Raw genomic sequence first — 21,311 nt, 5'->3', positions numbered from 1 at the left:
AACTTCATTTACATGCTAGATACTACACTAAAAGAACAGCTAAAAACGATCTTCGAGGGATTGGAAGCAACATACACGTTTGATATTGTTGTTTCACCTCAACACGAGAGCCGGCAGGAACTCGTGGAAATATTAAGCGATGTTGCCGATTGCACGGACAAAATCTCCAACCGGATCACGGAAGGCGACGGGTTATCGTTCACCATCTTGAAAAACGGAGAGAAAACAGGTATAAGATTCCGTGGAGTTCCCAACGGGCACGAGTTTACTTCCCTGTTGCTCGCCATCATGAACTTGGATGGCAAGGGAAAGAATTTCCCCGACACGGCAATTTGCAACCGGGTGAAAACATTGAAAGGTCCGATTCACTTGACGACATACGTTTCCCTGACCTGCACGAACTGTCCGGACGTGATACAAGCGCTGAATGCCATGACCACGTTGAACAACCAAATCTCTCACGAGATGGTGGACGGGGCAATCAACCAAGCGGAAGTCGAGGCATTGAATATACAAGGCGTTCCCTCCGTATTCGCGGATGGCAAACTGATTCATGTAGGACGAGGTGAATTCGGGGAATTGTTGAATAAACTGGAAGCCCGGTACGGAAGTAACGAAGAGGCAGTAGAAGCCACGGAGAAACAATATGACGTGATTGTCACGGGAGGAGGACCTGCCGGAGCCGCCGCCGCGATTTATTCCGCACGCAAGGGATTGAACGTCGCTATCGTGGCTGAACGCATCGGGGGACAGGTAAAGGAAACCGTGGGAATCGAGAACCTAATATCCGTACCCGAAACAACAGGCAGCCAATTGGCTGACGATCTCAGAACACACATCCAACGTTACCCGATAGACGTGCTGGAACATCGCCGGATTGAAAAAGTAGAAATCGAAAATAATCAAAAGATATTATCCACCGCAAAGGGAGAGAAATTCATAGCCCCGGCGGTCATTGTCGCCACGGGTGCAAGTTGGAGAAGATTAAACGTGCCCGGGGAGGCAGAATATATAGGCAGAGGCGTGGCTTTTTGCCCGCATTGCGACGGACCGTTCTACAAAGGCAAGCACGTGGCTGTCATCGGAGGGGGCAATTCAGGAATAGAAGCAGCTATCGATCTGGCTGGTATTTGTTCTAAAGTAACCGTTCTGGAATTTCTCGAGGAATTAAAAGCCGATCAGGTGTTACGGGAAAAAGTAAAGAGCCTGCCGAACGTGGAGGTATTCACGAATTCGCAAACTCTTGAAATAGCAGGCAACGGGGAGAAAGTAACAGGAATACGGGTAAAAGACCGCGAAACAAGGGAAGATCGGGTAATTGCTTTGGACGGCATATTCGTTCAAATCGGATTAGTACCGAACAGCGGAGCGTTCCGTGAAGTGGTGGAAACAAACCGTCCCGGGGAAATAGTAATCGACGCGCGTTGCCGCACGAACATTCCGGGTATATACGCGGCTGGAGATGTATCTTCGGTGCCTTACAAACAAATTATCATAGCAATGGGCGAAGGAGCGAAAGCTGCACTTTCCGCTTTTGAAGACCGTACGCGTGGTGTATTAGGCTTATAACCTCGTTTCCTCATCAGGTAGTTCCAGACTTTTCGTGAGCGATTTCACGAGCCTGTATTTGTTGAAAAATTCCCGCAATATAACCCTTAGCACGGTATACCCGGGTATGGCGAGAATCATACCCGGTATCCCCGCCAGATTACCGGCAATCAAGATTACCAAAAATATTTCCATCGGATGGGCATGCACGCTATTCCCGTAGATCAAAGGCTGCAACACGACATTATCGATCAATTGCGTGATGATAAACACGATACTCATGTAAATCAACAAGGGGAATACTACCATGTAGAAATCCACGTCCACGTTCGTGGCGATCCCTACCGAAAGCCCGAAAGCGGCACCGATAAGCGGTCCGATATATGGAATAACATTTGTCACCCCGGTAATCAACCCGATTAGGACGGCATTATTGAACGGGAGTCCTATTATGGTCAAACCCAAAATATTCAACCCCATAACAATCAACACCTCGAAAGTGATCCCGATAAAATAACGCACCAGCAATCTCTGGATCGAATCGAGCGCCTTTCCCACGCCTTCACCGTAACGGGCAGGGACAACAGCCAACAGCATCTTGTAAAAAAGATTACTGTCTTTCAAAAAGAAAAACGCCATAAATGTCACCGAAAAGAGCGCTATAAAAATACTACTGATCGTTCCCGCCAAGGAACCGAACAAATTCTGAATCTGGGTGACATCCACCACGGATTTCAAATTCTTCACGATATATTCCTTAATATCCTGATTCGCGTCTATAATCCCGAAATGTTTCAACCCCTCCTCCAAGTCTGCCAAAGGATCTTCCAACTTGTTCACGATATTTGTAATGCTAATGTCACTCAAGGACTGGAATTCCTGGCTGACCAACGGGATCACCGTGTAGAAGAAAAGCACGAGAACAAACCATATACAAACCAAAGCGATCCCCGCCCTCAACCCATTCGGCATTCTTTTTCCCTTAATCTTAACTTTCCCCAAAAGATCGATAATCGGGTGCCCGAAAAAGGAAAGGACTACCGCTACCAGTATATAAGCGATAATCGAAGAAAAGTACCAGCACAAAAAAACTACCACCAACAGCGCCAAGCCTCCCAAACAATATTTTCCGATATTATTCATAATTCAAATTTTGCATTATCGAGTAAAAACTACCTCACGTTTACGGTTAGAACTATTTCTCGTTACATATCCCGTCCGCCTTTTTCTCCCTTCAAAAATAGACAAATAAATTTATCCTATACGCACATAAGTATTATTTATACAAAAAAACAGGAAGATTAGAAAAACATTTTTACCTTTGATAACGTTCTTAATTGATAATAATAAAAATTGTCGTGTATGTTGAAAAAGGCTTGGTATCTTTATTACGACGGATTTAAGAATATGCCCCGCTGGGGACGTACCCTTTGGCTTATCATTATTATTAAGCTGAGTATCATGTTTCTGGTTTTCAAACTTTGGCTGATGCCCAACTTCCTGAACTCCCAATACGACAGCGCGGAGGAGAAAAGCGATCACGTGTTCAAAGAATTAACAACAAAACCTTGATATTATGCTTCTTGATCTGACAACCACCACTCTAGTGGAGTGGTCACGATGGCAATTCGCCATGACAGCAATCTACCACTACATGTTTGTTCCCCTCACCTTGGGACTAGCCTTGATGCTCGCCATCATGGAAACGATGTGGGTAAAAACAGGTGACAAAAGTTGGCTGAACGCCACAAAATTCTGGATGAAACTTTTCGGTATTAACTTCGCTATCGGGGTTGCCACCGGGTTGATTCTCGAATTTCAATTCGGCACGAACTGGTCGAATTACTCTTGGTTCGTGGGTGACATTTTCGGTGCCCCGTTAGCTATCGAAGGCATCATCGCCTTCTTTCTCGAATCGACGTTCGTGGCAGTTATGTTTTTCGGCTGGAACAAAGTCAGCAAACGCTTCCATCTCGTATCCACGTGGATGGTATTCGTCGGTGCAAACATCTCTGCCCTGTGGATTCTGGTCGCTAACGCGTGGATGCAGAATCCCGTCGGCATGGAGTTCAACCCGATAACAGCCCGCAACGAAATGGACAATTTTTGGGCGATACTGTTCTCGCCCACGGCTATCAGCAAATTCACCCACACGGTGACCTCGGCGTACACGCTTTCCGCTTGCTTCGTGGTGGGCGTCAGTTCATGGTTTATCCTCAAGAAAAGAAATCTTGAATTCGCCCGCAAGAGTATTATGCTCGCTTCCGTTTTCGGGTTAATCAGTATCATACTAACGATCTACACGGGCGATAGCAGCGCACAAGACGTGACGAAAACCCAACCCATGAAGTTTGCGGCAATGGAAGGTTTGAATGAAGGTGGCAGAGGAGCCGCATTTACCGTTATCGGTCTTCCGGTAAACGATCCGTCTTTACCGACAGACAAAATGAAAAAAATGGAATATGCCATTCATGTTCCTAAAATGCTTTCGTTCTTGGGATACCACGACTTCAATGCTTATATCCCCGGTATTCAAAATATTCTGGATGGCTACACTTCCCAATCCGGGGTGACCTATCCGTCTTTAGAACAACGCATGGCAAACGGTCGCACGGCAATTGACGCCTTGAAGACCTACAAGCAAGCCGTCAAAGAAGAGAATCAAATCCTTGCCGACAGTACCTTGCAAGTCTTTAAAGCCAATTATTCGGATTTCGGGTACGGCTATCTCAATTCCCCGTATGACGCGATACCCCACGTACCGCTGGTATTTTATAGTTTCCGTATCATGGTGGGGTTAGGCATGCTTTTCGTGTTGCTTTTCGCCGTTTCCTTATGGTACGCCAAGAAAAGAAAGTTCGAGAAATTCAAATTAATCCCTTATCTGGCACTATTCTGTGTTCCCATGGCATACATCGCATCACAATGCGGCTGGATCGTGGCAGAAGTAGGACGCCAACCGTGGGTAGTACAGGATTTAATGCCGACCAATGTTGCCGTAACGAAGATCGCATCGAATTGGGTTATCACCACGTTCTGGATGTTCGCCATACTCTTCACAATCCTGCTCATCGCGGAACTGAAGATCATGTTCCACCAGATCAAAAAAGGACCGGAAACAGACAATTGAAAATGCAATATTGAAAATTAAAAGACGAGTGACCAATTGTAAATCATAAATCGAAAATGAATATGGAATTTCTTCAACACTACTGGTGGATTTTAATATCACTGCTTGGCGGACTGCTGGTTTTCCTGCTATTCGTGCAAGGAGGGCAAACACTACTATATACTATAGCCAAGACCGAGGACGAACGCAATGTACTTGTCAACAGCCTTGGGCGCAAATGGGAATTCACGTTCACGACACTGGTCGTGTTCGGCGGGGCATTCTTTGCCAGTTTCCCGTTATTCTATTCAACGAGCTTCGGTGGGGCATACCTTGCTTGGATGGTCGTGTTGTTTTGCTTCGTGATACAAGCCGTGTCCTACGAGTACCGCCGGAAAGCGGGTAACTTGCTCGGCGAACGCACTTACAATGTATTCTTGATTATCAACGGGGTGATCGGAACAATTTGCATCGGTGCCGTGGTCGGTTCTTTCTTCACGGGCAACCCGTTCCAATTAGGCGAGATGAATGATGTCAATTGGATGAGCCCTTGGCGGGGAATCGAAGTCCTGTTTAACTTCGCCAACATCTGCCTGGGGTTAGCCATTTTTTTCCTTGCCCGGACACTGGCATCCCTCTATTTCATGAATAATATCAAACATAACGCTATTTACGAAAGAAGTAAAAAGCAAGTATTGTACAACTCGGTTCCTTTCGTCATCTTACTGTTGGTTTTCCTCGGTATCATTCTGACAAGTAAAGGTTACGCTATCATGGAAGATAAAAGTATCCAACTGGTTCAGTACAAATATTTCTACAACCTATTGGAAATGCCGTTAAACACGCTGATCTTGTTAATCGGGGTTGTCGGGGTTCTATTCGGCATCATCAAATCCATCATCAAACCTCACTGGAGAAAAGGAATTTGGTTCTCCGGGACCGGTATCGTACTTGCCGTTATCGCCCTGTTCATCGTGGCAGGCTTTAACAACACGGCATTCTATCCCTCGTACACGGATTTGAATTCCTCACTGACCATCTATAACGCTTCGTCCTCGTACTACACGTTAAAAACCATGGCATACGTTTCTTTGGTTTCTCCCCTTGTCATAGCGTACATTTTCTACGCCTGGAGAGCCCTTAACAAGAAACAGATAGATATACAAGACGTGCAAGACGATCACCACGCTTATTAAAAAAACGAGAAATTGCAGGTTACCGGCATTTAATTTGTAACCTGCAATTTCCCATGTTACTTACATGATTGCCGATACATTTCAATTTTCTCCGATTTTTTATCGATTTTATTTATAAATGCAACTCCTAAATTTCAAGACATTATATATATTTGCATACAAAATCGATTGATAACAAAGTCCGCAAGAGGGTCATGCACGGAAACACAGATCTTGATAACACGATATTAAAAGCTATTATAGAAGGAGATGCAAACTCTTTCGAAATTCTATTTCATAAGTATTATCAAGAATTGTGTAATTACAGCATGGGCATATTGGGTGATGCCGAAAAAGCGGAAGATGTTGTACAAGACGCTTTTGTCTATTTGTGGGGGAATCGACAGAAAATCAACATTACAATATCATTAAAATCTTATTTGTATCAATCCGTACGCAACGGGGCTTTAAAAATTATTCGAACTCAGGCTTTAGAACAACACCATATGCCTCGCTTGACCGAATTTATCGAGTACTTGGAAAAATCCGAGTTTTCCGAAGATGAACTCATCAAATTGCAAAAAATCGAACAGGCGATAGATGAACTGCCTTCGCAATGCAAAAATGTTTTTTTAATGAGTTTCATGGACCAAAAGAGTTACAAACAAATCTCTGATGAATTGGGAGTTTCGTTAAACACGGTAAAAACACACGTCAGTAAAGCCTATCGTATCATTCGGGAAAAAGTGCAAGATATTAAAAATCTTTCCTTATTTATATGGCTCTATTTTAGAAGAATACAATAAATTTATTCATTCTATTTCATTTTTTTATTTTTTCGATCACCCTTTTGAGGTAGTTGTGGACCTCGAAGATATAAAAACGAAATCATGAAAGATGAATTAGATTATTTAATACAGCGAGTGTGCAACTCGAAAAAAAAGAAGAAATTTGACGAAGAAGCCGGATGGAAGAAAGTTCAAGCAAGAAATTTCCACAAGAAAAGACGTTCTGTCATCCTCTTGTGGTCAGGGTATGCCGCATGTACCCTAATCATTCTAGGCTGTATTCTGTTTGTAAACGATCTATCAGGACCTCAATTCCCCACACCTCTCGCGCATAATGAATCCCAACATCCCTCCCTCCCCGCTAAAGTGGAGTTAACCTTAGCGAACGGAAAAAGTATTGATTTAGAAGATATAAACGATCTACTCGAAGAAGAATTAGGAATATCCATCACGCGAGACAGTATTCATAATCAATTAACTTACCGGAACAATGAAGTACACCAAGATTCCATTGAAATTCGTTATAACCGCTTAGTGGTACCCAGGGGAGCCGATTTCTCGTTTGAATTACCGGACGGTACTTTCATCGTGCTTAATTCCGAATCCGTCTTACGGTTTCCAGTGCAATTCTCCGTGACCGACCGAACCGTATACCTGGAAGGAGAAGCCTATTTCGAAGTATCTAAAAATGAGAATGTTCCATTCAAAATCATCACCAAAGAACGGGAAATCACGGTACTAGGAACGAAATTCAATATCAGTTCATATTCAGACGACCCGAACTGGAGCACGACATTAGTCGAGGGAAAAGTATCCATATCGGATAACGGAGAATTACGCATACTGGAGCCCTCCGAACAATACATCGTCAACAAGCGAACAGGAAAAGCGGAAGTGAAACAAGTAGACGTGACACTACACACTTCTTGGCTAAACGGAAAACTTCATTTCAAAGACACTCGTCTGGAAGACATTACCCGAAAACTGGAACGATGGTATGATTTCACTTTCATATACCAAGAAGAGGATGTCAAAGATTTCAAATTCAGAGGTGTCATTGACAAAGACCGCTCTTTAAAAGAAACTTTATCTCTCCTGGAAGGGACCAAAGTCATACGTTTTGAAATAAAAGACCACATAATCACTATCTTGAAAAAATAGAGCAACCTATATTATCCATTTAAACAGTAATAAATTAATGAAAAAGAAGTATCTCAAAACAGCTATGGTTATAGCGGTATTATTGCTAAGCATAATACCTCTACAAGCGGGCAAGCTCTCCCCGAGCGACAACCTAAACTTCAAAAGTCAACAAATGACGATTGAACAAGTTTTCGATGAGATTTCAACGCAATTAAAATGTGATGTATTTTATAGCGAAAACCTGCTAGACGCCCAGAAGATAGTTCGTCTGCCACGTTTGCAAATGACGTTGGATGAAACATTGCAATTCATTTTAGCGGACAAGTACACCTACACGTTGGAAAAGAACGCTATCGTAATTGCAGCCCGTTCCCTCGTTTCAAGCAAAAAAATCACAGGAACAGTGAGAGATGAAAACGGGGAGCCGTTACCAGGGGTAACTATCCTAGTAAAAGGAACAACCACCGGGAGCACAACAGACGCAAACGGGAATTATACATTAATTGTCCCGAAGTTAGGTATGAAACTCATCTTCTCCTTTATCGGAATGCAAACCCAGGAAATCACGGTCACGAAAGAGGTGATCAACATCGTGATGAAAATGGACGTAAACGAGATGAACGAAGTTGTTGTCACCGGTTATCAAGTGATAGACAAGAAAAAATCAACTAGTGCCATTTCAAGCGTGAAAGCCAAAGACGTGATGATCGCCGGAGCCATGTCTATCGACCAGATGCTTCAAGGACGCATACCGGACATGATGATGATGACAAACTCGGGTGAGGTCGGTGTTGCCCCGAAAATCCGTATCCGGGGTACATCCACGCTCGTGGGAAACCGCGAACCGCTATGGGTGGTAGATGGAATTATCGTGCAGGACCCCGTGCCCATCGCCCCGGAAGAATTGAACGACCCAGATTATATCAACCGTATCGGTAACGCTATCGCAGGACTTAACCCGAGAGACATTGACCGTATCGATGTTTTGAAAGATGCTTCTGCCACGGCAATTTACGGGGTAAAAGCCGCAAACGGGGTAATCGTGATTACCACAAAAAAAGGTCAAATCGGACGCCCTGTCGTAAACTACGATTTCTCCGCTACCTACCGTCGCCGTCCCCGGTACACGGATCGTAACATCCACTTGATGAATTCCAAGCAAAGAGTAGAATTCTCTAAAGATCTAGTAGAAAAACACCACGTTTTTTCCTCGGATGTCAATTTAATCGGATACGAGGGACTCGTGCATAATTTATACAACGGGTCCCTCACACACGCCCAATTCACAGAGGAGGTTGCCAAACTGGAAAGCACGAATACCGACTGGTTTGACTTATTAACCGAAGATACATTCTCTCACCAGCACACGATAAGCCTCTCGGGCGGGAACGAAGAAATCCGCTACTACTCATCCATCGGATACTCCATAGACAATGATGTTATTAAAGGAAACAAGTACGAACGTTACACCGCAGCCCTAAACGTGGATGCCAGCGTATCTCCCAAGATCACAACCAGCCTTAATTTAAACGCAAATATCGGCAAACGCAAATACAGCGAGGAAAGCATAAACCCCATTGATTACGCTTACACCACGAGCCGCACCATCCCCGCTTTAGACGATCAAGGGAGATACATTTACTATAAACGCCAATACGCATACCAACAATTGTACGATTACAATATCTTGAACGAACTGGACAACAGTTATTCGCACCAAGATAATTCGGCGGTCTCGCTAACCGCAAACTTGCGCTACAAGGCAACCAACTGGTTATCGCTCCAAGCCATATTCTCGTATTCAACTTCCAACACGGAACAAGAAAATTACTTGGGCGATTGCACCTGGTATGCGGCCTGCCTGCGTGAATCGGAGTATGGGGAAGTGTCCGGCAAAGGTGAGGCGATTTACAACGAAATGCCTTACGGGGGAGAATTGAAAAAGACATACACGCGCAATAACGCTTACACGGGACGTTTGCAAGCGGACATCAGCAAATATTTCGGGGCGGACAACCAGCACAACATCACCGCCAACCTGGGATACGAGGTCAGTTCCTCCAAGTACGCGGGATTCTCTCGCACCGACAGGGGATATTACGCCGACCGGGGAAAGCAATTTACCGTGATAAATTTGGATGATTTTCCACATTATAAGGCCTGGATGCAAAACAACTTGCCGAGCGCATCCGACAACCTGACAAATATGATTTCCGGATATGCTTCCGTATCATATAGCTACAAGAACTACTTCACGTTAAATGCCAATACCCGTGTAGACGGATCCAACCAATTCGGGAGCAGAAGTAACGAAAAATTGCTACCCGTGTGGTCCGTATCCGGTTCGTACAACATTTCGGAACACACCGGGATGGACAACCCGTGGGTGAGCAACATGGCATTGCGTCTCTCTTACGGTTATCAAGGAAATATGTTGAGCGGACAATCCCCGGAATTGATTATGAAGAAATTGCCTTTCAACACGCATTACAATGAATTGGCATCAGAGGTATCGGTTTACCCGAATCCAGACTTACGCTGGGAGCGTACAGGTTCTTTTAACGTGGGTTTGGATTTTTCTTTATTCAAAGACATTCTCCAAGTGAACACTTCCTACTATTACAAGCACACCAAAGACGCTTTCCTGACGAAAAAGATCTCAAGCGTAAACGGACGCGGAGAATACGTGATCAACTCCGGGACTATTGACAATCGAGGTTTCAGTATCGACGCAACGATAACCCCTATCTCAAACGACAATTTCCGCTGGACACTTTCGACATCATTCTCCAAAGTGTACAACGAAATGAACACCTTGCCGGGAGTCGATGAATATGAATTGGATGACTTTTTAAGCGGTACCGCCCTGACCAAAGGCCACGCAGTAGGCACTTTCTGGTCATACAAGTTCATCGGCTTGAACCCGCGTAACGGAGGACCTATTTTTAACGACATGCAGGACCGGAAACAAGAACTCGTGGGATTGAGCAAATACGACACGTACACGATGGTGCTAACCCCCTCCGGACAAAGAGACCCTAAAGCACAGGGTAGCATCACGAATTCGTTACGCTACAAGAGTTTCCGGTTAAACTTTATCCTGAATTACAGTTTAGGCTCCAAAATCCGATTGTTCGGATTATACGACGACGGGTTGAATTTCGACCCGGAGAAAAATGTCAATTACGAAATGGTGAATCGTTGGCGCAACCCGGGAGATGAGAAACGCACGGATATCCCGAATATCATAAACAGTTCGAACCCGGAAAGCCTGGCCTACCTCCACCATTGGTCTTTTGCCGAATCGAGAAACAATATCCAAATCATTGCGGAAAACGCATGGACAATGTATGACCAGTCGGACCACCGGGTGGTAAGCGGGAATTATCTGAAATGCTCGAACATAAGTTTCAGCTACGACTTCCCGATACAAAAACTGGAAAAATGGGGCATATCCATGCTCACCGTCTCGCTGTCCACGACCAACCTGTTTGACATCAAATCCAAAAGACTGAAAGGACAGACACCTATCCAGAGCGGATTCTCCGACACGCAATTGTCAGAACGTCCGACATGGTCATTTAGCCTTAGTGTTTCATTTTAAAAAAAACAGATTATGAAATATATTTATTTTATCGGTTTACTTTGGATACTATTCTCTTCCTGCTCGGATTTCCTGAAAGAGTATTCACAGGACCAAGCCTATGTCCGGGATTACGCGGACTTGGACGAATTACTGATTGGGGAAACATACATGGAAACGGAATTCTATGATATGAATTTAACCCATGCCTACTACCCGTATATCCATCTGATGGCAGATGAAACCCAAGAGAATATTGAGTCGACCGGTTGGGGAATAGATTATTCCTGGTTTCAAAAACAGTATTTCGGGTACGTGGCCTGGCAATACCGGGTCGGATATCACACGGACAAATTGACGACAAGCCCGGAGGACACGGATTGGAATAAATTGTATAAACACATCAACCTCGCCAATATGATACTTTACGAGGTGGACAAATTATCCGCAGAAAATGATGACGAAAAACAAGCGATATCCCGGATTCGCGGAGAAGCCTATTTCTTGCGGGCAGCCTACTATTTTACCCTCGTGAACCTGTACGGGCAACCGTATCAGCCTGCCAGTGCGGCAACCGCATTAGGGGTACCCGTGAAAACCACTCCCGTGATTGAAGATAAAATGTTCCCCCGCGAATCATTGGAAACCGTGTATGCCTTAATCATCCAGGATTTGGAACATGCGGCAACAAACTTGGAAGGAATCGCCCGTAAATCCATATATCGGGCCAATCTGACTGCCGTGCGCCTGCTGCAAAGCCGCATATACCTTTACATGCAAAACTGGCAGAATGCCGCCAAGTATGCCCAATTATGCCTGGATTTACAATCGGACCTAATTGACCTGAACACGTTTGACGGAACGTCCAAAGCCTTCGCGGATGCCTCCTCTCCCGAAATTATATTCTCCATGGGCGGGAATGACATATCAGCACTGATTACTACTTACTGGAAGGGACTCAGTGCTTCAGAAGACTTAAAAGCATGTTACCCCGACGGAGATCTCCGCAAGCAATATTTTCTGAAAAACGATGAAGAGGCCTGGGTGGATTTATACATGTTCTGTAACAAATTTGTCCGGAAAGAGAGGACGTACAATGCGAACGTGTCGAGCAACTTCCTCTTCCGTACCGCCGAAGCGTGGCTGAATCTGGCCGAAGCATCCGCATACATGGGAGGAGACAACGAGAAAAAAGCCCGGGAAGTGTTGGATCTCTTGCACGAACACCGCATGGAATACTATGACGCGACAACTTTGACAGGCGATGACCTGATTGAGGAGATTCGTACGGAAAGACGGCGGGAACTATGTTTCGAGGGACACCGTTGGTTTGATTTGCGCCGCTACAACGTATGCGAGAAAAAGCCCTTTACCGGCACCATCCGCAATACTTATACGGAATTTGGCGATTGGCAAACGGCATCGACCACTTACACGTATGAGTTGAAAGCCGGCGACCCGGCGTGGACGTTGCAGATACCTTACGAGGTCATACAGTTTGAAGAATTGACCCCGAACCCGAGAAATGAAAGAACTTATATATCCATCCTCCAATTCAACTAATTATGAAAAGATTACAGACATATATCCTTTACGGAATCATTTTGTTGGGTTGTTTTTCATGCAAAAAGGAAGACGACCTGCTTCCCAACGCTCCTCAACCGAACCTGTTTGCACCGGCTGAGGGCGCCACCGACCCGACCTCGCAATTGCGCCGGAAGTTCCACGAAGAAACCGGAGCCTATCTGTTGTTTACAGACACGTTGAAAAACGAATATTACGGAACGGATGTATACGGCAATCCATTGTATACCACAGAATTATTAGACCTGTCGTATGGCATAAACAGTTCCGTTCTATGGAAATTCGAATTCGAATATTTATCGGATTACGAGAAACAGGTATCAGCAGTTGAATTGCTCAAAAAACAAATTTTACCTGTTTTGCCTAAAAATTATTACCCCTATTCCTTTTTGTTGATAGATAATCTGATTGCTTACACGTGGTGGAGCGAGGAGGGGGCTACAGACGGTTGGTGGGATAGCGGTTCCGACCAGGATTTCTATTTCGGAACCCGCGCTATGGCCATCAATATTTCGATGCTGGAAAGCGAAGGAGAGACCTTTGCCAAAAGAATCCTCAACAGTCTTATCAGGGACTATTATCTGACATCAGAAAAATTACAGGAATTTTACGCTCCCGGCAGGAATTATTATGGTCAATATATCTATGATTATCAGTATGGATTTTGGAGTGAAGAAGATTTCATCCAAGCAACGGGAATCTTAGCTTATTGGTATGACGGATACGAATATTTTGAAGTTTATGGCTCGGGTAATGATTTGGCAAAATACCTGGAGATCATACTTGACGGTTCGGAAGAAGATTTCAAAGCAGAATACGCAGATTACCCCTTGGTACTCAAAAAATACGATATACTGAAACGACTTCTGATTGAAGGAGGTTTCGCTGTCTGAATAAAACATGCATAAAAAGAAAGGATATGAAAAGACAATCAATAATTATTGCAATCGGTTTACTGATTTTAAGCTGGGCTTGCTCAGACGACGACAAACAACAAATACCGGTCATTGAGCCGGAAGTACAGGGGGTGTTCAAAGATGAAACCACGGGACTTGAGTTCCCGTGGGTACGTTATGGCAACCTGGAGTGGATGACCACCAACCTGAATCTTGATGTCAAACCGGACGATTGGACGCAGAACGGATGCGAGATAAGCCATGAACCCTCGAGAAATCCCGTAGACAGAGCGCTTGAAAAGAAAGAGAATTTCAAGACCTTCGGATGTCTTTACACCTACGAAAAAGCCCTGGAACTCTGTCCCGAAGGCTGGCGCATCCCGACGGACGAAGACTGGCAGGCACTGGAAAAGGCGATGGGCATGCCGGATGCCGATTTGAACGCCACCGATTGGCGAGGGAATCCCGTCGGCACACTGCTGCAACAGGAAGAAGGCACCATGATGAATCTCCGCACGGGAGGTATGGGAGAATATGATGGGGATAATTTTGTACCCTATTTCATCTACGTGTATGGCTTTTACTGGAGCGCAACCCCGGAAAAAGAAGGCAGCAACCTCCATTATTGCCGTCAGATAAGTTATAACTCCGATCAAATAGCACGGACCTTAATTGATAAAAGTAAAATGCTTTCCGTTCGCTACGTGCGGGATGTCCACAAATAAAACAAATAACATGAATCTTAGCATAAAAATTTGGTTATCACTCACGTGTTTATTATTTACGACATGGTGTTCCGCACAGGAAGAAACAAGTATCAGTTCTTTACGGCCCCCGACCCTTTTGGGGGCACTAGCCCCGGAATACCCGGTAGAAAAATGGATCAATAAAGCGAGTGAAAAAAACGATAAAAAATTGACATTACTCTATTTTTGGTCGACCTCCAACCCCTTGCCCGCATACGTGGACATACCTCGTTTCAACAAATTCGCGAAGGAATTCAAAGACCGGTTGAATATTATTGGTCTGACAGCAGATCCCGTGGAATACATCACGAACATTGAACCAGCGATAGAATTTCCTTACGCCTACGCCCCCCAAGCCGTAAAGAATTTCAAAATCAAAGTCTATGGTTATTGTTATATCTTAAATGCCCGGGGAAAAGTCATTTACGAGGGTTTCCCTTTACTGGAAGGAGAAATTATCTCAGAAAAATTTTTAAAAAAGCTAATACGCAAACATTATAAAAAGAAATGAGAATATTACTTATTACAGGATTATTACTGGGACTTTTCGGCTTCAACAACACGCAAGCTCAACCGAATAAAAACATGACGACCAAAAAAGAAATCTTGGTCGGTCAACGTTTCCCGGATTTTGCCGTACAAGAATGGCTGGGGAAAAAACCTAAATTAAAAGGGAAATTCGTACTTATCGATTTCTGGTGCATCATGGCTTACCCCGTAACCCATCGCACGGTGCCATACCAGAATTATTTGGCAAAAAAGTATAAAAAACACCTTCAAGTAGTAGGATTCACCAGTGATGAAAGCAATCTCGTGAAACTAATGGTAGAACCGGACATCCGCTACCACCGGGGTATTGTCGAACAGGCAATAATCGAGGATATATTCAACATCCAAGCATGGCCCACGACATATTTAATCGATCCAGACGGCATCATCGTATGGAAAGGTCACGTGCTAAAAGAAGGCATAGGAGAGAAGAACACATTCAATTTAACAGAAGATGTGTTGGAAAATTTCTTTAACAAATACCAAAAGAAAAAAGAAACCAAGAAATCCAATACCAAGAAATCATAAACTATTACACAAACAATATTCAACATGAAAAAATTATTCTTATTTTTGTTAGCATTTTTCTCCGTAACATCGGCATTTTCACAAGAAGATACAGAATTCGACTGGAGCCGTCCCATGTTAGGGAAGAAAGCCCCCGCGTTAAACGTCAAAGAATGGATAACCGAAAAACCTGATACAACTGGGAAATTTATTATTTTGGACTTTTGGTCCACCTTTTGTGGTCCTTGCGTGAAATTCATTCCACACATGAATAAATTTTCCAAGAAATTTAAAAAAGAAGCTGTTTTTATCGCCATTACCTTACAATCAAAAGAAAGTATGGAAAAAGGTCTTCAAGAAATAAAGAAAATAAAAAAGAAACTGAAAGAAAAATACTCGCCAATCATTTTTTACCAAGCCACGGACCCAAAATCTAAACTCTTCAATGCGTACTGCGGTGAAGGTATCCCCATGGTAATCATTATTGATCCGGATGGCATTGTACGCTGGCAAGGCAATCCCCACGGGGAAAGAGGAGACGGTGAAGGAGGGTTGACCGAAAAAGTTATTAAAGACATCATAACCAAATACAAAAAATAAATGGAACTCACAGTTGAAAATTTCCAAGAAGCCCGGCAAATATGTATACAAGCCGTTCTGGAAGCAATGAAAACTCTAGCCTACGAAGCCTATATCGGCGGAGAGGGAAGTGAAGACGGCCTATACGTCGCGGGAGTAAACAAAGATGACAGGATTCTCTATCTCACTCATTTTGATTGGGAAGAGGTCTCCGAAATACTCCCGGCGATAGAAGCAGGGAAAGTACGGGAATGGATTATTGATACACACAAAGATTCTTATCCCGATGGAAAAATCGAGTAAACTATTTATTCCTAATAAAAAAGAGGTGTGTCAACACACCTCTTTTTTATACCTCGCGCTCCCTTCTACATGTAAGACGAATTATCCCAACAATGAGTGCAAAGCTCCTCTTTCGGCAAACCTATCGCTTTCACGATGTCTTCCAATCGCTGGAACTTCAATGAGTCCAATTGCAGATGGGCAGCCATGACCTCCAGCATCTTCTTGTACTTCTCCGAGTCCGGATCGGTATAAGGCTTTAATATCTCCTCCGTCAATTCGGACGTACCTTCCAAGTCCCGAATTACCCGGCGGGTAAACAAATCGAAATTTGAACGGGAAGAGGAAAAATTCAAGAACACGCAAGGATACACCAGCGGCGGACAAGCAATGCGCATATGCACCTCTTTCACCCCGCACTCCCGCAATTTCACCACGTTATCTTTCAACTGCGTGCCCCGCACGATAGAATCATCCAAGAACAATATCTTTGCGTCCCTCGTGAACGCTTCATTCGGCAATAGCTTCATCTTCGCCACCAAATCACGCATCGATTGGTTTTGCGGCATAAAACTACGAGGCCACGTGGGCGTGTATTTCACGAAAGGTCTTTTGTAAGGGATATGGCGGGCATTGGAATAACCGATAGCATGCCCCACTCCCGAATCGGGAATCCCAGCAGCATAATCCACTTCCACGTCATCATTAGCGGCAATGGCTGCGCCACAACGATAGCGGGCATCCTCCACGTTTATTCCCTCGTAATAAGACGAGGGATAACCATAGTATACCCATAGGAACGAACAAATCTGTTTCTTGCATCCCGGGGTGGTGATCTGCGTGATCCCGTCACGGGTAATCTGTATCGCTTCCTTCGGTTTAATATCCCGTACGATAGTATATCCTAAATTCGTGAAAGAAGAACTCTCGCTTGCCACCACGTAGCCAAACTCATTCTTTCCCAAAACAATCGGCGTTCTCCCGTACTTATCCCGGGCTGCATAAATACCCGTTTCGGTAAGAATTAGGAATGAACACGATCCCTTAACCGAGTTGTACACGTTCTCGATCCCCTCCTTAAAAGTTTCCCCGGAATTTATCAACATGGCAACAACCTCTGTCGGATTAATTGCAGACCCCGACAACTCGGCAAAATGCTTCCGTTCCTTCAAGAAACGCTCCACAATCTCGTCCAGATTATCGATACGTCCTACCACAACCACGGAAAAACGCCCCAAGTGAGAAGTCACCGTGATCGGCTGGGACTCCATATCACTAATAATCCCAATTCCCAAATTAGACCCGATAAACCGATCCAAATCCGGTTCAAACTTATTTCGGAAATAGGCACTCTCCAAACTATGGATGGAACGATTGAATTCTTCCCCGTTATAAAAAGCCATTCCGCCTCGTTTCGTTCCTAAATGAGAATGATAGTCCGTACCATAAAACACGTCAGCCACACAATCCCTACGAGATACACAACCAAAAAATCCGCTCATACAATATCTTTTAAATTATTTCTCTATCATCTCCTTTGCCGCACGTAAAGCGATATCGAATTTCGGGTAAATATTATCAACCCCGACAAGTTCGCCAACACCACCTTTCAACAAATCTTTCTTCACGGGTTCACTTACTCCCGACAACACGATTCGTGTATTCTCCTTCGTCAACTGAAGTATTGTTTCTTTCAGATTCTTCAAACCAGTAGAATCCACGAACGGCACGTGCCGCATTCGGATAATCAACACACTATAATTCACGCCCAAGTTACGAATTGTTTCGCAATAAGTCTTAGCCGAACCAAAGAAAAATGGTCCACTAATCTCGTATATACCCAAACCTTTCGGTAAATCCTTATAATTCTCCGAAATATCCTGATCCAGATTCGTCGCCCCGATAATCTCTTTCGGCGCATTATCTGCCATACGTTTCATGAACAAAAGGGCTGCCAACACCACCCCGATCTCGATAGCTACCGTCAGATCGACCAACACCGTCAGGAAGAAAGTCACCAACAAAATCACCACGTCGAACACCGAAGCCCGCAATATGGAACGGAACGAACGCCACTCACTCATGTTATAGGAAACCACGATCAGAATACCTGCCAGACAGGACATCGGGATCAAGGAAGCCCATTTCCCGAAAAATAACATAATCAACAGGAGCACCACCGCGTGAGTAATTCCCGCTACCGGAGTACGTCCCCCGTTTTTCACGTTAGTAGCCGTGCGGGCAATAGCTCCCGTGGCAGGGATTCCTCCGAACAAGGAAGAAGCGATATTAGCGATACCCTGCGCGATCAATTCCGTGTTAGAACGGTGATGCCCGCTAATCATACCGTCTGCCACCACCGCAGACAACAATGACTCGATAGACCCCAGTATAGCGATTGTCAATGCTGGTTGCAAATAATAGGACAAATTTTCCCACTCTATCGTTGGAATAACAGGCTCGAAATTACATTTGATTTCCCCGAATAGCGACCCGATAGTCGTCACCGAGTTTTCCGGCAAAAGAAACATCGCAACAGGCGTAATCAGCAAGATCGCCACGAAAGAACCCGGCACCCGTGACGTGATCTTTGGCATATACACCGTGATTAATATCGTCACGATCGTGATTCCCACCGCATACCAGTTCACAGTATCGAGATTACTAAAATAAGCCCCCCATTTCCCGATAAAACTACTGGGCACGTCCGCAATCGTCAATCCTAAAGCATTGGATATTTGCGTCGAGAAGATCACCAACGCAATCCCGGAAGTAAACCCGACAATCAACGGGTGAGGGATAAACTTCAACAAAGTACCCAACCGCAACAGACCGAACCCGATCATGATTACCCCCGCCAATATCGTCGCAATAATCATCCCGTCTATCCCGTACTCCTGGATAATGCCGTAAACGATCACGATAAAAGCCCCGGTAGGACCACCGATCTGCACCCGGCTTCCACCTAAAAATGAAATTAAAAACCCGGCAACAATAGCCGTAATAATACCTTTCTCCGGAGATACCCCCGAAGCCACGGCAAATGCAATTGCCAACGGAATTGCTACAATTCCCACCACAACTCCAGCCAGAATGTCTTTAGACAGATTCTTCTTCACGGAGCCGTCTTTAATTAACCCGAACAACTTCGGACTGAACACCTTTTCCATAATACTACCTTGTTAAAAAACAAGCGGCAAAGGTAGTAATATTAATGGTAAAATGAAAAAATGTGAAAATGAAAAAATGTCCCGCAGGCAACCCCTCACACGTTAAACACCTCTCTCACGTATCTCTTCAATTCCCATTTCGACAGCGCACCTCTCCCTACTTGCGGCTGCCCCATAACCGGAACAAACAACAGTGTGGGGATACTCCGCACCCTGAAAGCCTGCACCAGTTCCCGCTCCGTATCGCTATCCACCCTATAAATATCAATTTTCCCCTTGTACTCTCGTTGCAACTCTTCCAGTATCGGGGCTATGGTCTTACATATACCACTCCAATTCGTGTAAAAATCTATCAATGCCGGACGTTTCCCCTCAAACTTATACCGTCTGTCATCTTGGTAATCAAACACCTTCTGTTTAAAGCTATCCTTGGTCAAATGCTCGATCATAAATCAGTTTATAAAATTCATAAAACCCATCAAATTTACAAAGCCATTTTTGCCGGAAACAGCATCAACTTCATAAACACTATTTATCTTACGATATTATTTCCCTTTTTGTTCTCTTTATCGTATCTTTGGAGAGGTAGTTTAAACCATAATACCATAAAACATGAAAATCTTAGGAAATATTATCTGGGTTGTCTTCGGCGGATTATTCATCGCCATAGAATACTTCGTTTCCAGCGTGGGACTATTTATCACCATCATCGGCATACCATTCGGCTTACAAACCTTAAAACTCGGTGTACTTGCCCTATGGCCTTTCGGTAGTAAAGTCGTCGATATTCCCAAGAGCAGCGGTTGCCTCTCGGTCATAATGAATATCATTTGGTTCTTCATCGGGGGCGTATGGATATTCCTGTCGCACATTCTCTTCGGGGTACTCTTTTGTATCACCGTCATCGGCATCCCTTTCGGCATGCAGCATTTCAAACTTGCCGGACTAGCCTTGACTCCATTCGGTCATGACGTGGAATAAGAAAAGCGGACCACATCCCTAAGGTCCGCTCATCTAAAAATGTCGCCAAGCGACAGTAATTTACAAATTCAATCAATCTCTACATCCTTAAATTCCTTTCAGTGCATTCAATGTTTTTTCTGTTTCCGGGTTCGAGGGGCGGGTCATTTTCGGATTTACGATCTTTCCCTCTTTATCCAAGAGTATAAAACGAGGAATACCCGTGATATTATAAGCCTTCATGAACTCCCGGTCACCCCCATTATGTAATTGGATTCCACCCAATCCTTGTTCTTTTACCATTTTCTCCCAAGCAGCCTTATCCTTATCGCAAGAAATACTCACGAACACGATATTCTTGCCGTGCATTTTCTTTTCCAATTCTTTCAAATGAGGCAACTCGCCCCTGCAAGGAGGACACCACGTTGCCCACACGTCAATATACACGTACTTCCCTTTCAGATCACTTAAAGAAACCTCTTTACCATTAATGTCTACATACTTAAAAACAGGAGATTGATCCCCGGCTTTCAATTCTTCCTTTTTCTCTTGGGCGTTCACTCCCGCAAATACCAGCAAAAGTAAGATACAGGATAAATAGTACTTTAATCTCATTGTCTTTTACTTCAATTTGTGTTATCGTTCACAAATCTAAAGAATAAAACCAATTACACCGCCTCGAAAAAGTGATT

20 protein-coding genes are annotated in these 21,311 nt (G+C 44.3%); 15 read left to right on the top strand and 5 right to left on the bottom strand.

Annotated features, from left to right (window positions below; all coding sequences use genetic code 11):
• Window positions 1-12: 12 nt before the first annotated feature.
• Window positions 13-1,569: an alkyl hydroperoxide reductase subunit F gene (gene ahpF, locus A3CY_RS0119010; protein ID WP_018339542.1), complete on the top strand. Its 1,557-nt coding sequence runs from the start codon at window positions 13-15 to the stop codon at window positions 1,567-1,569.
• Here the strand turns inward: ahpF and A3CY_RS0119005 are convergent.
• Entirely contained in the window at window positions 1,564-2,691 is a 1,128-nt protein-coding gene (locus A3CY_RS0119005) for an AI-2E family transporter (protein WP_018339541.1), read from the bottom strand. The two genes, ahpF and A3CY_RS0119005, sit on opposite strands and share 6 nt — an antisense overlap.
• 219 nt (window positions 2,692-2,910) lie before the next feature.
• On the opposite strand from A3CY_RS0119005, the gene A3CY_RS0119000 reads away from it, so the two are divergent.
• The 13 genes from A3CY_RS0119000 (at window position 2,911) to A3CY_RS0118940 (ending at window position 16,510) form a co-directional block, all read left to right on the top strand.
• Window positions 2,911-3,120 carry a DUF4492 domain-containing protein gene (locus tag A3CY_RS0119000; RefSeq protein ID WP_018339540.1) on the top strand — a complete coding sequence of 70 codons (210 nt, stop codon included), beginning with the start codon at window positions 2,911-2,913 and terminating at the stop codon, window positions 3,118-3,120.
• Between the two features lie 4 nt (window positions 3,121-3,124).
• Window positions 3,125-4,678 carry a cytochrome ubiquinol oxidase subunit I gene (locus A3CY_RS0118995; protein WP_026207881.1) on the top strand — a complete coding sequence of 518 codons (1,554 nt, stop codon included), beginning with the start codon at window positions 3,125-3,127 and terminating at the stop codon, window positions 4,676-4,678.
• Window positions 4,679-4,734: 56 nt separating this feature from the next.
• A complete protein-coding gene (locus tag A3CY_RS0118990; RefSeq protein ID WP_018339538.1) occupies window positions 4,735-5,853 on the top strand; it encodes a cytochrome d ubiquinol oxidase subunit II in 1,119 nt (372 codons plus the stop codon).
• Window positions 5,854-6,047: 194 nt separating this feature from the next.
• Window positions 6,048-6,638, top strand: coding sequence for an RNA polymerase sigma-70 factor (locus tag A3CY_RS0118985; protein WP_018339537.1), 591 nt, complete (start codon window positions 6,048-6,050; stop codon window positions 6,636-6,638).
• Window positions 6,639-6,722: 84 nt separating this feature from the next.
• Window positions 6,723-7,781: a FecR family protein gene (locus A3CY_RS21690; RefSeq protein WP_018339536.1), complete on the top strand. Its 1,059-nt coding sequence runs from the start codon at window positions 6,723-6,725 to the stop codon at window positions 7,779-7,781.
• Between the two features lie 37 nt (window positions 7,782-7,818).
• Complete coding sequence (locus A3CY_RS0118975) at window positions 7,819-11,367, top strand: SusC/RagA family TonB-linked outer membrane protein (RefSeq protein WP_155828493.1); 3,549 nt, start codon at window positions 7,819-7,821, stop codon at window positions 11,365-11,367.
• Between the two features lie 12 nt (window positions 11,368-11,379).
• A complete protein-coding gene (locus tag A3CY_RS0118970) occupies window positions 11,380-12,909 on the top strand; it encodes a RagB/SusD family nutrient uptake outer membrane protein (RefSeq protein WP_018339534.1) in 1,530 nt (509 codons plus the stop codon).
• Between the two features lie 2 nt (window positions 12,910-12,911).
• Window positions 12,912-13,823 (top strand): hypothetical protein, encoded by a 912-nt coding sequence (locus A3CY_RS0118965; RefSeq protein WP_018339533.1) that lies wholly within the window; start codon window positions 12,912-12,914, stop codon window positions 13,821-13,823.
• 26 nt (window positions 13,824-13,849) lie between these two features.
• Window positions 13,850-14,551, top strand: coding sequence for a fibrobacter succinogenes major paralogous domain-containing protein (locus A3CY_RS0118960; protein ID WP_018339532.1), 702 nt, complete (start codon window positions 13,850-13,852; stop codon window positions 14,549-14,551).
• A 10-nt stretch (window positions 14,552-14,561) separates the two neighbouring features.
• Window positions 14,562-15,083: a TlpA family protein disulfide reductase gene (locus A3CY_RS0118955; protein WP_169503707.1), complete on the top strand. Its 522-nt coding sequence runs from the start codon at window positions 14,562-14,564 to the stop codon at window positions 15,081-15,083.
• Window positions 15,080-15,649 (top strand): TlpA family protein disulfide reductase, encoded by a 570-nt coding sequence (locus tag A3CY_RS0118950; RefSeq protein WP_018339530.1) that lies wholly within the window; start codon window positions 15,080-15,082, stop codon window positions 15,647-15,649. The genes A3CY_RS0118955 and A3CY_RS0118950 overlap by 4 nt, the downstream gene beginning before the upstream one ends.
• A gap of 24 nt (window positions 15,650-15,673) precedes the next feature.
• Window positions 15,674-16,228, top strand: coding sequence for a TlpA family protein disulfide reductase (locus tag A3CY_RS21685; RefSeq protein WP_018339529.1), 555 nt, complete (start codon window positions 15,674-15,676; stop codon window positions 16,226-16,228).
• A complete protein-coding gene (locus tag A3CY_RS0118940; RefSeq protein WP_018339528.1) occupies window positions 16,229-16,510 on the top strand; it encodes a hypothetical protein in 282 nt (93 codons plus the stop codon). It abuts the gene before it with no gap.
• Window positions 16,511-16,575: 65 nt separating this feature from the next.
• Here the strand turns inward: A3CY_RS0118940 and A3CY_RS0118935 are convergent, their stop codons facing one another.
• From A3CY_RS0118935 to A3CY_RS0118925, 3 genes are all read right to left on the bottom strand, one after another.
• Complete coding sequence (locus A3CY_RS0118935) at window positions 16,576-17,991, bottom strand: amidophosphoribosyltransferase (RefSeq protein WP_026207879.1); 1,416 nt, start codon at window positions 17,989-17,991, stop codon at window positions 16,576-16,578.
• A gap of 15 nt (window positions 17,992-18,006) precedes the next feature.
• The gene (locus A3CY_RS0118930; protein ID WP_018339526.1) at window positions 18,007-19,659 is read right to left on the bottom strand and encodes a SulP family inorganic anion transporter; all 1,653 of its coding nucleotides are present in this window, start codon (window positions 19,657-19,659) and stop codon (window positions 18,007-18,009) included.
• A gap of 95 nt (window positions 19,660-19,754) precedes the next feature.
• Entirely contained in the window at window positions 19,755-20,108 is a 354-nt protein-coding gene (locus tag A3CY_RS0118925; protein WP_018339525.1) for a thioredoxin family protein, read from the bottom strand.
• 163 nt (window positions 20,109-20,271) lie between these two features.
• Here A3CY_RS0118925 and A3CY_RS0118920 point away from each other — a divergent pair, with 163 nt between their 5' ends.
• Window positions 20,272-20,640, top strand: a complete 369-nt coding sequence (locus A3CY_RS0118920; RefSeq protein ID WP_018339524.1) for a YccF domain-containing protein — start codon at window positions 20,272-20,274, stop codon at window positions 20,638-20,640.
• An 87-nt stretch (window positions 20,641-20,727) separates the two neighbouring features.
• Here A3CY_RS0118920 and A3CY_RS0118915 read toward each other — a convergent pair whose 3' ends face one another.
• Entirely contained in the window at window positions 20,728-21,234 is a 507-nt protein-coding gene (locus A3CY_RS0118915; RefSeq protein WP_018339523.1) for a TlpA family protein disulfide reductase, read from the bottom strand.
• Window positions 21,235-21,311 lie beyond the last annotated feature (77 nt).

Origin of the sequence: Butyricimonas synergistica DSM 23225, assembly GCF_000379665.1 — a bacterium.
Taxonomy (GTDB): domain Bacteria; phylum Bacteroidota; class Bacteroidia; order Bacteroidales; family Marinifilaceae; genus Butyricimonas; species Butyricimonas synergistica.
This window is presented reverse-complemented; position numbering and strand designations above follow the sequence as displayed.